This is a genomic window from Rhizobium sp. KNZ2-6A (assembly GCF_056755475.1).
Genome location: NZ_JBNDIC010000017.1, coordinates 40,580 through 55,451 on the forward strand (window position 1 = coordinate 40,580; position 14,872 = coordinate 55,451).

Genomic DNA, 14,872 nt, shown 5'->3' on the forward strand with positions numbered 1-14,872 from the left:
GGAAGCCGCACCCGTCTCGCAATCGCGCAGCCGCTTTTTATGTTGCAAGTCGATTGTCGCCAAACGAAAGTCTGCCCGCTGAGAATATGGCGGAGTTTACGGTGCCGAAGGATAGATCATTCCTGTATCGCGTGCGGCAGGCATTGCCCGATCTCCACCCCGCTGAAAAGCGTCTGGGAGAATTCGTCTGCGACTTTCCCGGCGAACTCGCCAGTTACTCGGCGCAGGAACTCGCCGCCCTTGCGCATGTCTCGAAGGCGACCGTTACTAGGTTCATCCAGCGGCTGGGTTATGAAAACTACGAGGAAGCTCGCCGTCATGCCCGGGCGGAAAAACAAACCGGCTCCCGGCTTTTCCTCGCGAGCTCCGCCGATCCGACATCGTCTCAATCGGTAACGGCGCATATCGCGCAGGGGATCGCTAATCTCGAGGCGACATTCCTCCCCATTTCCGACGCCCAGATCGAGACGGTCGCGGCTACGATGATGCAGGCGCGCAGGGTATGGGTACTTGGCTTTCGCAGCAGCCATCCCTTCGCGTCCTATCTGCAATGGCAGTTGACCCAGGTGATCGAGGATATCGTAGCGATCCCCGGTGCTGGCCAAACGCTGGGAGAATATCTCGTCAGCTTGCGCGAAGACGATGTCGTCGTTTTCTTCGCCATGCGCCGCAGGATCGCCCAGATTGATACGATCCTCGCGCAGATCCGCAAATCGAAGGCGAAACTCCTCTACATCACCGACGAAGGTGCACCCTTCGAGACCGCTGCAAGCTGGCATTTCCGGTGCCAGACGCTGGCGCCTGGACCGCTGTTCAACCACACATCCGTCATGGCGCTCTGCCACCTTCTGATCACCAGATGCCTAGAAAAGGCAGGTGTCGAGGGACGTAAGCGCCTCAGAAATATTGAAACACTCAACGAAGGCCTAGAAGAGCTTTAAAAGCAGATGAACGATCGTTTGGAGCATATGGGAGACGTGACGACGTTCATCGCCCGGGCTTCAAAAAGTTCTACCGATGAGAGACCCATACCCGCAAGGTTGGGATATTCACAAATCGCGACGGCTGCGAATTCCGGTGAGCGCATCGAGATAATCCGACACGACGGAAGCCCGCACCAATGCATCATCTTCAGCGTCACCGGAACCATTTGGGTAGGTCGCCTTGAGGGGATGCGAGCCGTCGACCCTGTTATTACAAACGCTATCCGTCTGAAAATCCCCAGTAGCGGACATCCGCTTTGTCCGCCTGGAATGACCGATTTATGGCTGGAAGCAGACCACCTGCTGCTAGAGCGTGATGCCGAAAAGTGCAGGCAGTTTTCGGACGACATCACGCTCTATTTCTTTGATTCTAGAGCGGATTCAGATTTTAGGTCGAACGGACCTAAAATCATCCGGCTCTAGGCCAGACAGGGCGAAAGCCGACATCTCGGCGCCGGGGCCACGCGTGTGCTTCCCGGACGAGATCGCGACCCACAAGCACGGAGCAGACGTTCTATTTCAACACAGCGGGCTGCTTGTCCGGCACGACTACGAAGTCGATATGCAAGGAAAGAACGCCGCGGCTCGCTACATGAGCGACTACGTCACCGCGAACGGTATCGGCATGCCCGGCAAGATGCGCATCTACCCGCGTGACGTCGATAACAAGCCGATTCCGGAACCGCTGATCGTCTCGGTCGATCTGTCGGACACCGGCTTCATAAAACCTTCAAGGGCTTGCGATAGCAGCGGCCAAAGCTCATAGACGATACCTGATGCTACCAAAACAAGCGCAACAGTTTCACCTGGGAGGCGATGGCGGCGGTACAGTGGGTGAGGGTATGTCATGGACCGTCATCGCACAGCCAGTTCCACATTCGGTTACGTTGATGATGCCAGGGCTTCATCGAGAACATGGATCGTGGGCAGGCTTTGCCCATCGATTACAGTCTTTCACTTTTTACGGTTTCGGATTTCTGTATCTCCTTTTTCTTGAATATCAATCTGATCGCGCCATTGCCGCCGATCTTGCCACCACTGCCCAAGATGCGGACTTCACCTTCCGAACTAATCTCAATTGAGAGCTGCACCTCATCGAGCGCCAGGGTCGAACTGGCAAGCGATTGATCGAAAACCAGGCTGACCACCTCCAGCAGATTGGTCATTTGTGATTTCAATAGATCAGCGCTCAGCGTCACCGCTTTGAACGGCGAGCCGAGGATGGAGCCGAAGCCGCCACCGATGTCGTCGCTGCCTCTGGAACCATGACCTTCGGTTATAGAGCTTGCCGGAGACATGGCGTCCGTTATGATCGTGATTTCTCTGCCCATAATATTATTCCCTTTCCGTATTGTTGGCGAAATTCCAATCGAACGCCTTCCGTCGCTCATATGACGCAGACCACTCTGAAGCCGACACGCCCCTCCCATCCGGTCAGGGTTTCCTCCATCCAGTCTCGATAGGCGGATCTACAGAGTGCCGGATTGTGCGAGAAGGAACCACCGCGAAGAACGCGTATGGTCGAACTTCTATCCACGAATGGGCTACCATCACGCGGCAAAGCCGTCAGAGCCGCGCTCCAATTGTCGAGACAATGTTCCCAGACATTACCGTGCATCTCGAACAGCCCGAAGCGGTTCGGTGGAAAGGATCGCACCGGCTTGGTCGATCCGTAGAATGTCCCTGCTGGTCCTTTGGCATAGGAACCCTGCGGATAGGTGACCTCGGCATAGTCGGGGCGAGTAACGTCGCGTCCGAAACTCGATCCACAAACCGCACCACCTGTACCACAATAATTGGCGAGCTCCGGCGTCAAGGTTGGCCCGAAGTGAAAAGCCGTTATCGTTCCTGCCCTGCAGGCTCTTTCCCACTCCGCCTCGCTCGGCAGGCGGATCACACGATCGCTCAACCTCGAAAGCCTGGCGCAGAATTCGGTTGCCTGTCGCCATGTGATGGTTTCGACGGGCCGCTCGTCACCGGGAAAGGATGACGGTGTGGGCGACAATGCCATGCCAATTTGCTGTGGATGGGCATCTAAGACCGCACGCCAAATCCGCTGCGTGATCGTCGTGCGGCTGATCGCTATACGACTGACGGAAACGTCGATCTGTCGCTCGAATTTGCTCACTCGAAGCATCTCGTCTTCTGGTGAGCCCATGGTGAAGGAGCGGAGCGCGGGAATTACGCTGAATTCGATCGCGTTATCTTTGTCGACAGTTTGGACGAAAGTTTCCACACTTTCCCAACTTGTATCGAGCAGTTCACCTTTTTCATCGACCGTTGTCACAGGAATCGTCTCTCCTCGCGTCATCAACGGACGCTGCCTCATCCTCGTGTCAATGAGAAAGGCACCGACGCCGACAGCAGCCACGGTGCCGGCAGCGCCAGCGCCGTAAAGTAGCAGTCGTCGCGATATATTCACTGGGGCCACTTCTTCCCTTTGCGTGATCGGCGAACGAGGCACGGCAGCGCGCGCATCATCACTACGATTAAGCTTGCCTTTCAGCGTAATTCGTCGAATCCCTTCCCTCGCCTGCGCATCTGTGGGCGCGACGGCGTTCACACGCCACCATAGCTGTTCGGCTTCGGCCAGATTGTCGTTTGCCTCCGCCTCCAAGGCCTCAAGCTTCAGCGGCTCGAGATCGTCGGGAGTGGCCAGCGCCGGAAGCAGGATGAAATGGCGTTTCGAGAGCGGCTCGACAAACGTCGATGGCGTCTGACGAGGCTTTCCGTACCTACGGCAAAGATCGGGGACTGCGAATTTCAGGTAATTGTCGAGCTTTTCGACGGTGGCGCAATTCTGTTGGCCCTCCATTCCGAGACCCTCGAGAAGCTCGTAGGTAAAGGCACCGTGACGAAGTTCGGCGATTTCGTAGGAAAACTCCGACGGGCTGCAGGAGCAGATGGTCACCGCACCTTGCTGCCGGTCGAGACCAAGACCTTCTCCGCTGCGTGCTCCTTCGTTCCGACAGGCATCAAGGAGCAAGATCACATTATTCGCGCCACTGCGTTTCAATCGTTCGGTAACATGGCGCACCGAAATTGCCGTCTCCTCGACATTTCCAGGATCCGCATCGATCGGCAGCAGATAGTCTTGATCCCTCTCGCGCCTCCCGTGACCGGCAAAAAAGAACCACAGATTGTCGCTGGGGCGAAGGAAACGCTCGTCAAAACGCACCCTCAGGAAACGCATCAGATTGCCAAAGGTCGGACGCGACTGGAGAGAGCTTCCGAAATCCGAGGTGAGAGGCGGCGCGTCTTCTGCGAGATGATAGACCTGTTTGAAGTGGGCGGTATGACCGAAGAATTCACTGATTGCTTGGGCATCCTGCTGTGCATACTCAAGCGGCCGCAAGTTGTCGTAGTGATTTATCCCTATACAGATCGCCCAGTTCTCGCTCATATTCGCAATGCCCGCTCGTTCATGGCGCCGGAGAAAGCCAGTACCTCACATGTTGCCCTTGGAACTACCACTCCCACCCATGTTACCGCCGGAAGTACTGCCACTACCGGAGCTGCTTCCTCCCATATTGCCACTTGAACTACTGCTGCCCGTATTTGTGCCTCCCATGTTGCCGCCTGTGCTGGTACCACTAGCGCTTCCGCTAGAATTGCTGCTGCCCGTGTTGGCCCCGCCCATGTTACCGCCGCTTGATGCACCACCGGAACGACCGCCATTATGGCTTTTCTGACCAGATTGGTTTGCATTGCCTTGCCCGGGGTCCCATGGCCACCGAAACGGTTTGCGAACATATTGGCTTTCGATCAAGATATGATCCTTTGATCGATAGTTGGAGATGTCGTCACTGTATCCCCATTTACCGCTGTCTGGGCGAGCCAAACCCATGGTGTCCTCGCCGCTGGCTATCTCTGCGGCGGCAACCATTATCGCAGCCGATATCATGCATGAGCTGTTCATAACGACCTCCCGATTTGCGTTGAAGAACGAAAATATGCAAAATTCTTACCTCGCTTCGTGAATTGCGGATCTGCTGCAAGAGGCATTTGGAGCACGTCGACAGGACGGACGAGCCATCGCTCCCGTCAATGCAAATCCCGATAGTGCGAACGGTGCGCGGGCGTCAGTCCATTCCTGAAGAAGCGGTCATAATAGTCGATCTCGACATGATGCGCCTGCAACCACACGCCCGGCACGTGGATGGCGTCGCAATGCGCGGAGAAACGGCCGTGGGTTGCACGGGCGCCGCCACCGCTTGTTGCATCGGCTTGAAGGAAGCGGCGTCGAGAGTTTACGACGTCCAACTCCTTTTTGAAGATTATTTGGAAATCCGATCCCATGCGCACACGCTGCCCCAACCAGGGTTGTTTCGACACTCATGGATTTCTTGCTATGACTGTAACAGAAATATGAGCCGACGTAAGATGCTTTTTGCCGCGAAACGCGACATGCGCAAATGATATCAAAGGGGCGATGTCACGTTGTCGTGGATTTAATGGTTGCAAAATAAGTGGTCGGCATGACCACGTCCGGAAAATCATTTTGCTGACGCCGAAGTCCTTGCGGAAGAACAAGCTACGTGCGCCAACCATTAAGACGATGCCGCGATCGCACCAGGTTTGACCTCGCAATCATCAACTATAAGTCAGACCCAATGTTCGCGGCTGATTGGTATCCAGTTGCAGTAAGCAATGTTTCGTGCAATCCTGCGTTTGAGGGAATATTCGAAAAAACATCCACATTGGTCCTGCCGCGTTTACTCGCGTCGGGAGTTGCTGTTCTGGGAGCAGAACATGCCTAGGGTTGTCGAAAGCGAGATAGTCCAGTTCAAGACCGACGATGGTATCGCGCTCACCTTTGAACGCTTCAGGCCAGTTGGTGAAGTGCGCCAAACGCCGTTGCTAGTTGTACATGGCGCTGGGGTTCGCGCGCGGCTCTTCCTGCCTCCCAATGACGTAACGCTCGTTGATTGTCTCCTAGAGCAAGGCTTCGACGTTTGGCTCTTGAACTGGCGAGCGAGTATCGACTTGACGCCCAATCAATGGACGCTGGATGATGCCGCGGTGTTCGATTACCCAGCCGCGGTACGGACCATTCTGGGACGCACTGGCGGGACAGATGTGCACGCGATCGTTCATTGCCAGGGTTCGACGAGCTTCATGATGTCGATCGTCTCGGGTCTGCTTCCTAACGTCTCGCTGGTGATTGCCAACGCCGTAACGCTTCATCCGATCGTGCCTTGGCGCTCCCTCATGAAATCTCGCTATTTAACGAGCAGCGTCGGCCACTTCATCCCGTATCTCAACCCCCAATGGGGCCTATCGGCGCCTCGCGGCTGGCCACGGGTCATCGACTGGATGGTGAGGGCCACTCATCACGAATGCAACAATGCCGTCTGCAAACACTCAAGCTTCACGTATGGCTCTGCGTTTCCAACCCTGTGGCGCCATGAAAACCTCAGCGACCAAACTCACGAATGGCTCAAAGGCGAGTTTGCGCAAGTGCCAATGACGTTTTTTCGCCAGATGGCCCGCTGCATCGACGCAGGACATTTGGTTTCCTGCGGAAAATACCAGAATCGTTTGCCGGACAGTTTTGTAGCTGCTGCGCCCAAGACTGATGCCCGTTTCGTGTTCCTGGCGGGAGAGGAAAACAACTGCTTTTCCGCCGAGAGCCAAGCAAGAACTTACGACTTCTTCGAGACCAACAGTCCTGGACGGCACGCGCTCTATCAGCTCGCTGGTTACGGGCATCTCGACGTCTTTATCGGCCAACATGCGGCCACAGACGTTTTTCCACTCATCATCGACGAACTTCGGAGAGGCTAGCGTGTTGGGGCTTCAAAACCGTCAGGATAGGCTCAGTGGCAGATATGCGAACGTCGACGGCATTCCATTTGTAATGCCAGTCGATTCGACGGATGCAGGAGCTGTGATAGCGGCGTTCCCAATAGATTTCGACAGGGCCAGGGAGCAACTGCCTCCAGGCGACGTCCATCCCTTTCGAATATGGAAGAAAGCGTTGTTGCTGGTGACGGTTGTCGACTATCGGAAGACTGATATCGGCAACTACATCGAATACAGCGTCGCAATCGCGGTCACGAAAGGAGCAAAGCCCGCACCGCCGCTCCTCCCGGCAATTATGCAGCGCTGGTTCGGCACAGGGCAATACGTAGTCGATTTACCCGTCTCCACGGAGATATCCGTGAAGGGTGGGAAGGGCATTTGGGGCATGCCGAAACATCAAGCCAGTCTTGACTACAAAGTTGGCAAAAAATGGGTCAGCGCGCAATACGATCTCGACGGTCAGATGGTCATGCGCTTCGATGTTCGGTGTCCGGCGTCAGTCTGGCTCCCGGTTTCTATGCCGGCGATCAACTACTGCATGTTCCGTGGCATGATCATGCGCTCCCTCATTCATTTCAAGGGTAAGGCCGGCATTCATTTGCTACGCGGCACAGCGGCTAGGATTGTTCTTGGCAATCATCCCCGCAGCCGGTGGCTTACCGAACTTGCATTGGGCGAGCCGATTTTCGCGGCGTTTCTCCCAAAGGTCCGCGGGCTGCTCGATGATCGCTGCGAGACGTGGTTCGTGACCTATCCCACTGAAGTGAATCCGCCTGCCGGCGAAGGGCTGGAGACGACCTTTCCACTCGCCTACGGCAAGGATTGGCTTGCCCCGCCTTCACGCGACCCCAGCTTCGACCTCGACAAGGAATAACCATGCCTCGGCTGCTGCTGCTCAACCACGTCGTTCTCTTTCTATGCTGTTCCATGTATCTCGGAACCGGCGGTTCACTTGTGCTATTCCAATTTCCTGCGGAGCCGCTGCTGAGACCAGACAACTACATGCTTATCTTCGTGGATCCGGTTACCCGAGCAACGCATTTTTTCACCTGGATGACGATCGTCATGCTGGTAACAGCAATTCTGATGCTGGCGACCGAGTGGCTGTCAGGAATTAGACTAGTTCCGGTGATAGTACTGGCTGCTCTCATTGCCTCGACACTGCTGACCATTTTTCTAATCTTACCATTGAATGATAGGCTGGCCGCAGGGATCTCCGACCCTGGCCAGCTCGCGCAGGTTTTCCATTCCTGGGCCAACTTAAACCGCATCCGTGTGGTGCTTTGGTGCATCGAGTGGGGAGCGATGATGTACTGGTTCTACCGGCTTGCATTTCAGGCGAGGGCCGACCGATGAATGATGCTCTGATCCGTCTGTTGCTTATCGTAATTGCCGCGGTGACCGTGATTAGCGGACTGGTGCAAGTCATCGTACCCGGCATGGTACTCCACTTTCTAGCGCCCGCTTCGGATGATCTGCATCGGCAGCTTTTTGCCACCATCGGGATGTTCATGGTCGTAACCGGTGGGCTCTTCCTTCAATCTCTGTGGAACAGGCTTCCCGGCGGCGCCCTACCGATTTGGATCGGCCTACAGAAATTCCTTGCGGCTCTCTTTGTTGCCCGCGGTGCCTATGCTGGCCTATTCCTGCCCATATCGATCGGTGTCGCGGCTTTCGACGCCCTGAGTGCGATCCTTTGCATAGTCTTCGCCGCGAGAATCACAAGATGATGCTCGCTCTTACCACATCGGCCAGGTGGTTGCAGATCCTGTATTCGCTTATGCTTGTGGTCGTCGGCTTCATCGGGATATTTGCGGCTAGAACCGAGCTTGAGCTACTCTTTCACATTCAGCCTAGCTCCTGGCCGCCGGGTGTCTCCGCGACAATTCTGAACCAGTACAGGTTTCTCAAAGGGGTCGAGTGCGGCGCGGGCATCTTCTGCTTGGTTTTCCGCAAGCAGATCATGACCGGAGGCAAACATGGTGCTGCTTTTGCCGCCATTGTGGTTCTTGGGATCCTCGCTCGGCTTGTGGCGTGGAGCACGGACGGCAAACCAGCGCCTCTCTTCGTACTATTTCTGATACTCGAGATCATTGTCCTCTGCATATACCTCATTCATGCGAGGATGATCGATGGTGCTTAACATCCCAATCGCGGATAACAATAGCCGTAGGGCCTTGATACTCCCGGGAGGCGGCATGCGCGTCGCTTGGCAGGCCGGCGCAATCAAGGCGTTACACGAAAATGGTTTCCGTTACTCGGTCGCCGATGGTGCTTCGGGCGGTACGATGAACCTAGCAGCGCTGCTTTCAGGGATTACACCAGACGACTTATGTCGCCGGTGGCGCGCACTCAATGTCGACAGCTTCCTATCGTTCCGTAATCCCTCATGGTATTTACGTTTTCCGGCGATTGGATCATTTGGCGATTTCGACGGTATTAAAAACTCGATTTTTCCGGGCCTTGGCATCGATGTCGCAGCGATCCGCGAGCAACGCCAAATCGTGGGATCCTTCAACGTTTGCGAGTTCGATTCGAAAACGGTCGCGGCTGTCGCCAACAGCGAGATTACACTAGATCATCTCCTCGCCGCCATATCGCTACCGCTGGTCACCCCGGCTATGTCGATTGACGGGAAGACCTACACCGATGCGGTCTGGATCCAAGACTGCAACCTCATCGAGGCAGTCAAGAACGGAGCCAATGACCTCTGGCTTCTGTGGTGCATTGCGAACACGTCACGCTATAGCGATAACCTTGTGGAACAGTATGTGCACATGATCGAGATGAGCGCACTCGGTTCCCTGCACGGTCAGTTCGCGCAACTGAAGGCGATCAACGAGGATATTGCGAGCGGCGGCCGGCCCTTTGGACATGACACCCCTATCGTCCTGCATCTCATCAGACCGGAGTATCCAATTCCGCTCGACTTCGACTTGGTCGCAGGGCGGACAAACCCTGCCGAACTGATCGACTTCGGGTATCGCGACGCAATGTCCTATCTCGAAACGAATCAGACAAGTGGAACCGCTCTTTCGTCCGACAGTACGCGTATGAAGGTGTCGCCCAAAGGCGTCTCTTTTCGCGAAGTGATGACGGGACGCATAACGTTTGGCGAGAGCGATCCTCAGGTAGGGTTCGATCATCACGGCGCGGTAGCGGTTGCCCTCGACGCGAGCATCGTCATTCGCGATCTCGAGCGCTTCACAGCTGACCCCGATCATCACGGCGAGTTGACGTGTCATCTCTATGCGCCACGTCTCGGCGACAAACCGATCGGCTGGCACGGAACATTTCGGCTCTTTTCACCCGGTAGGGACGCGGCGTCCGCCGAAATGGTTTACGCCACCAACTACAGACAAAATGGACGGCCCCTTTGGTTCGACGGGCGCAAATTCATCGGTAAGGGCTTTCGCCCGTGGTCCATCTGGCCCGAAACGACAACACTTCACGTACAAATTCGCCCTGACGCACGCTCGGACGAGGTAATCGCTGCCGGCATACTTCGACTCGGCGTTTTCGAGCTTCTAGCATTGATCTCGACTTTCCAGGCGATCGGCTGTGAGACAGCCTGGGAAAGAGCTAGATGTGCCTTTCGATTTTTCTGGTTCTTCGCATGTCAAATCGGGCGCTCCTATTTTGCGAGGCGGCATTGATGAAAAGGCAGACCGACAATGATGGACGAAAGGAAATCTCGCTGGCCATCAGCCGCGAAACGCGTGTCGGCTGGTTCGCCGTCAAGCAGCTGTTTGCAACCGTCGGGAAGGTGATCACTTCCACGATCGTCGGCACGATGGCTGGGCGACGCGAACTGCTCGCCGCTCTCGACCAACACTCCACAGTTTCCATGCCTGTAGAAGATGATTTCTCGGGCAAGCAGGAAATGTGGCTGGACTTCATCGCCGATACCGGAGACGGCTTCGACGCCACTCATTCGATCGCGTGGCTGGTGGGCCGCAAGTTTCTCGCGCTTGATCCGGAAGGAAGCCCTACACCGCAAGAGATTCCGCGCAATAATCCCGAGGATGACGCGGCCCCCGGCGCGAAGATGCAAATGATCCTGCCCGCCGGCGAAATTCTCATCCTTGGCGGCGACCAAGTCTATCCGACGGCTTCTGGCGAAGCGTACCAAGCGCGCCTGATCGACCCCTTCCAATCTGGACTGTTCTACCAACCGACGGGTCGGAAGGTATTTGCTATTCCAGGCAACCACGATTGGTATGACGGGCTTAACGGCTTTATCGCCCTGTTCTGTCAAGGCGGCACCCGTTGGATCGGGGGATGGCAGACACAACAGAAGCGGAGCTATTTCTCGCTCAAGCTGCCACACGGTTGGTGGATCTGGGCTGTGGACATGGCCCTTGAAGACGACCTCGATCCACCGCAGCTCGCCTATTTCCGAAATCAAGCCGCCAGATTGCAGGAGGGCGATCAGGTGGTTCTTTGCGTTCCATCACCGACATGGATAAAGCGCGAGGCCCATCGCGCCGCGATCGAAAGAGGCGCAGTAGGAGACAGGGAGGTTGAACGCGAAATACAGCGATATAATCTCATAACGAAGATGGTGGCAAAAACCAAAGCCACGATACGAATTCGCTTGTCGGGTGATCTCCATTATTACGCACGTCACTCGTCAGAAGACAGCGAATACATTGTTTGCGGGGGAGGCGGCGCGTTCGCCTTGGGAACAGGCCGTACGCCCAAAAAGCTCGTGGCGCCCACGATGCCGGCAACGTTGAAAGCCCAATTCCCCAGCAAAACGGAATCCGACAAGAGACGCTGGTCAGCCCTGTGGTTTGCAAAGCTTAGTCCCGGCTTCACGTTTGGATTGACGTGTGTCCAGCTTCTTCTCTGTTATGCTTTCAATCTCGCAAGTCTTCTTAATCCAATCTCGATGGACACCCGTGAAGGATGGGTCGCGGTGATACGGGCAACGCCAGTCGGTTTGGGTGCGCCCGGCGCTATCGCCAGCTATCTTTCCGGTTTCATCTGGAATGCCCCCATCACTATGGTCCTTCTAGCGGCCATGCTGGCCGGCTTCATTGCCTTTGCGAAAAGTGGCAGTCCGGAGACCACGGCGCCGATCGTCTCCTTGAGCTGTGGGGTATTGCATTGGTTGCTGCAAATCGTCGTGGGAATGTCGGTTGCATTTTTCGCAGCTAAGGTGGCAGTATCACCTGGCGTCTGGAGTGACGTGCTTTTTGTGCTACTTAATGCAGTCGGCGTATTCTTGTTCGGTGGACTGCTGTTCGGACTTTACCTGATCGTCACCAACATTCTTTTCGGTCTGCATGAGCAGGAGGTCTTCTCCTGTCAGTCAATCGAGGATTACAAAGGTTTTCTCAGGATCCATATCGATAACAAGGCGCTGACCATCTACCCGATAGGCCTCGATAAGATTTCGAAAGGTTGGAAAACTGCCCCTGGCATCGCGGTGCGAGCACGCAAGACGAATCCGGACCTCTCAATGACGGAGACGGTTGTCGTTCCTGTCCATGCGGGTCGAATCTATGATCCTGTAGCACCGCTGCGGCCGAAGCTTATCGAAAAACCGATCAGGATCGAACATGGGCGATCGTAACTACGATGTCATTGTGGTGGGATCAGGGTTCGGTGGAGCGGTCGCTGCCGCGCGCCTTTCCAAGGCCGGACGAAGCGTCCTCGTTCTTGAACGTGGTCGCGCCTGGAAACCCGAAGACTATCCGCGTGCGCCCGGAGATGCGTGGATATGGGACCAAAGGCGCCCGGAGCGGCACAACGGATGGATCGATCTACGGATCCTCGACGACATGTGGGTGGCGCAAGGCGCCGGCGTCGGAGGTGGCTCTCTGATCTATGCCAACGTCTCGATCGACGCGAACTCCTCTGTTTTCACGTCCGGATGGCCTTCCGCTATCACCTATGATGCGCTTCGGCCCCACTACGAGAAGGTGGCCGATATGCTTGGATCTCGGCAGATCCCCGATGGCCAGGCAACCGAGCGGTTCAAGCTCGTAAAGGAGGCTGCAGAAAAACTGGGGGTCGGAGACCGCTTCCGGAAAGTCGACCTGGCGATAAATTTCGATGACGATTGGTCGTATTCGCTTGGGGATGCGATCAACGAGAAACATAGCAAGTGGAAAGAGAACCGTTTCAAGCGACGTCAGGGCACATGCTACCATTGCGGCAACTGTGATCTCGGCTGCAAAGTTCAAGCGCGAAACTCTCTCGATCTTAACTATTTAGCCGTCGCGGTGGATTCAGGAGCGGCCATAGAGCCGCTTTGCCTTGTTACTCACGTCTCGTCGAATGGCAGTGGCTGGCGGGTGCATTATGACAAGCTGATTGATGGCAAACGTATCGCGCGCACGGCACATGGACGGCGGGTCATCCTTGCTGCTGGATCGCTGGGGTCAACCGAGATTTTGTTGCGGTCCCGCGACCAGTATCGGACACTTCCCAGCCTGCCCCGCTCCCTCGGCAGAGGCTGGAGCTCCAACGGAGACTTCCTAACGCCAGCCTTCTATCATGATCGTCGCATTTCACCCACGGAAGGTCCGACCATCACCTGTGCCATTGATTTTCTGGACGGCTCGCAAGGTGGCCGATTTTTTGTCGAAGACGGCGGCTTTCCGAACATCATTGCAAACTTCCTTGGCGCTAGAAAAGCCAATTCGAGCCTGTTCCGCCGAATGACAGGTCTTTCCAGACGGCTGCGCACGGCCATCAATGACTGGAACCCGACCGAACACATGATGCCCTGGTTTGGACAAGGCATCGATGGGGCGAATGGAACACTCTATCTTCGCCGACGACTATGGGCACCTTGGGAGCACATTCTAACGCTTGATTGGGATTCAGAACGCTCGGAGGCTGCGATCAACGGTCTGATCGCCATGCACAAGAAATTGAGTTCGGCGACGGGCGGCAAGCCCGAAGTTCCAGTCAGTTGGACCGTATTCCGAAACCTGGTGACACCCCATCCGCTTGGTGGTTGCGGAATGGCGGCGAGCCCTGCCGCTGGCGTTGTGGATCATTATGGAAATGTCTTTGCCCACCCCGGCCTGCACGTGCTAGATGGCTCGATACTGCCGCGTGCGATCGGTCTGAATCCATCTAAGACGATTGCGGCACTTTCAGAGCGGGGCACCGCCGAAATAATCAGAAATGACATTTCTTATACAAGATGACGTGCCGCCGGTAATTTTCTCCAGAATAGATTGGAGCCCAGGTACCGTAAAGTTAACCGACACTGGTCAAAAATGTTGCCCGCGGCTTTTGCTTATGCGATTTGCAGGTGTGCGATTTCGTTCCAGATCTTCATGGCTTTGGCTCGCAGTTCGCGGTGATGATCGGATGGAATATCGTGGCGTGGAATGTGAAAGAGGTTGGCGACCGGGTCATGAATAGAGACGAAACGCTGGAGATGTCGGGCTGACTTGAAGCCCTTCATGACCCGCTCTCGCCGCCGGGTCGGTTGATGGGAATTCTCCGCCCGGTTGTTCAGGCCTTTGTGCGAACGATGCTCGACCCCGGGCATGATGTCGCGCTTTGCTGCGCCGTAGGATCGCAATTTGTCGGTGATCATGACGCGGGGCGAGTGCTCCTGTCCTTTCATAAGCTTTCGCATCAGACGTTTGGCGGCCTTGGTATTACGGCAGCTCTGCACCAGCACATCGAGAACAAAACCGTCCTGATCGACGGCGCGCCAAAGCCAGTGTTTCTTGCCGCCAATAGAGATGACGACCTCATCGAGGTACCATTTGTCGCCGAGCCTGCCGGCGGATCGCCTCCGAATATCATTGGCGAAATGCCGACCGAATTTCTCCGCCCACAGACGCACGGTCTGGTGCGAAACGAGGATCCCGCGCGCCGCCAGCAGGTCCTCGACCATGCGCAGACTGAGCGGAAAATGAAGATAGAGCCACACGGCATGGGCAATCACTTCAGCTGGAAATCGATGGCGGCGATAAAGGTGATCATGAGCGACTTGGGTCATGCCGAAGGATCGCACAGGCCAATCGCCGACAGATTAACTTTACGGTGCCTATTCCGATAGCATTCGTAGTATCGGTTCATCGGCGCGGACGAACGCTTCTCATGCA

15 protein-coding genes are annotated in these 14,872 nt (G+C 55.8%); 11 read left to right on the top strand and 4 right to left on the bottom strand.

The window, feature by feature from the left end:
• Nucleotides 1–86 precede the first annotated feature (86 nt).
• The 3 genes from ACPYOP_RS14105 to ACPYOP_RS14115 are packed head-to-tail and all read left to right on the top strand — an operon-like array spanning nucleotide 87 to nucleotide 1,749.
• The gene (locus tag ACPYOP_RS14105; protein ID WP_481410998.1) at nucleotides 87–941 is read left to right on the top strand and encodes a MurR/RpiR family transcriptional regulator; all 855 of its coding nucleotides are present in this window, start codon (nucleotides 87–89) and stop codon (nucleotides 939–941) included.
• 6 nt (nucleotides 942–947) lie between these two features.
• A complete protein-coding gene (locus tag ACPYOP_RS14110; protein WP_481410999.1) occupies nucleotides 948–1,406 on the top strand; it encodes a hypothetical protein in 459 nt (152 codons plus the stop codon).
• 43 nt (nucleotides 1,407–1,449) lie between these two features.
• Nucleotides 1,450–1,749: a hypothetical protein gene (locus ACPYOP_RS14115; protein ID WP_481411000.1), complete on the top strand. Its 300-nt coding sequence runs from the start codon at nucleotides 1,450–1,452 to the stop codon at nucleotides 1,747–1,749.
• 178 nt (nucleotides 1,750–1,927) lie between these two features.
• On the opposite strand, the gene ACPYOP_RS14120 is transcribed toward ACPYOP_RS14115, so the two are convergent.
• The 3 genes from ACPYOP_RS14120 to ACPYOP_RS14130 form a co-directional block, all read right to left on the bottom strand.
• A complete protein-coding gene (locus ACPYOP_RS14120) occupies nucleotides 1,928–2,314 on the bottom strand; it encodes a Pepco domain-containing protein (RefSeq protein WP_481411001.1) in 387 nt (128 codons plus the stop codon).
• Between the two features lie 56 nt (nucleotides 2,315–2,370).
• Nucleotides 2,371–4,386, bottom strand: coding sequence for an SUMF1/EgtB/PvdO family nonheme iron enzyme (locus ACPYOP_RS14125; RefSeq protein ID WP_481411002.1), 2,016 nt, complete (start codon nucleotides 4,384–4,386; stop codon nucleotides 2,371–2,373).
• A gap of 641 nt (nucleotides 4,387–5,027) precedes the next feature.
• On the bottom strand, nucleotides 5,028–5,318 hold the full coding sequence (locus tag ACPYOP_RS14130) for a hypothetical protein (protein WP_481411003.1): 291 nt from the start codon (nucleotides 5,316–5,318) through the stop codon (nucleotides 5,028–5,030).
• A 315-nt stretch (nucleotides 5,319–5,633) separates the two neighbouring features.
• Between ACPYOP_RS14130 and ACPYOP_RS14135 the strand changes: the two genes are divergently transcribed.
• The 8 genes from ACPYOP_RS14135 to ACPYOP_RS14170 are packed head-to-tail and all read left to right on the top strand — an operon-like array spanning nucleotide 5,634 to nucleotide 13,957.
• Complete coding sequence (locus tag ACPYOP_RS14135; protein WP_481411004.1) at nucleotides 5,634–6,770, top strand: alpha/beta hydrolase; 1,137 nt, start codon at nucleotides 5,634–5,636, stop codon at nucleotides 6,768–6,770.
• A gap of 1 nt (nucleotide 6,771) precedes the next feature.
• A complete protein-coding gene (locus ACPYOP_RS14140) occupies nucleotides 6,772–7,662 on the top strand; it encodes an acetoacetate decarboxylase family protein (protein ID WP_481411005.1) in 891 nt (296 codons plus the stop codon).
• Nucleotides 7,663–7,664: 2 nt separating this feature from the next.
• Nucleotides 7,665–8,144, top strand: coding sequence for a hypothetical protein (locus tag ACPYOP_RS14145; RefSeq protein ID WP_481411006.1), 480 nt, complete (start codon nucleotides 7,665–7,667; stop codon nucleotides 8,142–8,144).
• A complete protein-coding gene (locus tag ACPYOP_RS14150) occupies nucleotides 8,141–8,518 on the top strand; it encodes a hypothetical protein (protein ID WP_481411007.1) in 378 nt (125 codons plus the stop codon). The genes ACPYOP_RS14145 and ACPYOP_RS14150 overlap by 4 nt, the downstream gene beginning before the upstream one ends.
• Nucleotides 8,515–8,931: a DUF4345 family protein gene (locus tag ACPYOP_RS14155; RefSeq protein WP_481411008.1), complete on the top strand. Its 417-nt coding sequence runs from the start codon at nucleotides 8,515–8,517 to the stop codon at nucleotides 8,929–8,931. The genes ACPYOP_RS14150 and ACPYOP_RS14155 overlap by 4 nt, the downstream gene beginning before the upstream one ends.
• Complete coding sequence (locus ACPYOP_RS14160) at nucleotides 8,921–10,444, top strand: patatin-like phospholipase family protein (protein WP_481411009.1); 1,524 nt, start codon at nucleotides 8,921–8,923, stop codon at nucleotides 10,442–10,444. The genes ACPYOP_RS14155 and ACPYOP_RS14160 overlap by 11 nt, the downstream gene beginning before the upstream one ends.
• Complete coding sequence (locus tag ACPYOP_RS14165) at nucleotides 10,375–12,369, top strand: hypothetical protein (protein WP_481411010.1); 1,995 nt, start codon at nucleotides 10,375–10,377, stop codon at nucleotides 12,367–12,369. The genes ACPYOP_RS14160 and ACPYOP_RS14165 overlap by 70 nt, the downstream gene beginning before the upstream one ends.
• Nucleotides 12,356–13,957: a GMC family oxidoreductase N-terminal domain-containing protein gene (locus ACPYOP_RS14170; protein ID WP_481411011.1), complete on the top strand. Its 1,602-nt coding sequence runs from the start codon at nucleotides 12,356–12,358 to the stop codon at nucleotides 13,955–13,957. Before ACPYOP_RS14165 ends, ACPYOP_RS14170 begins: the two co-directional genes overlap by 14 nt.
• 92 nt (nucleotides 13,958–14,049) lie before the next feature.
• On the opposite strand, the gene ACPYOP_RS14175 is transcribed toward ACPYOP_RS14170, so the two are convergent.
• Complete coding sequence (locus ACPYOP_RS14175) at nucleotides 14,050–14,766, bottom strand: IS6 family transposase (RefSeq protein WP_481411057.1); 717 nt, start codon at nucleotides 14,764–14,766, stop codon at nucleotides 14,050–14,052.
• Between the last annotated feature and the right edge of the window lie 106 nt (nucleotides 14,767–14,872).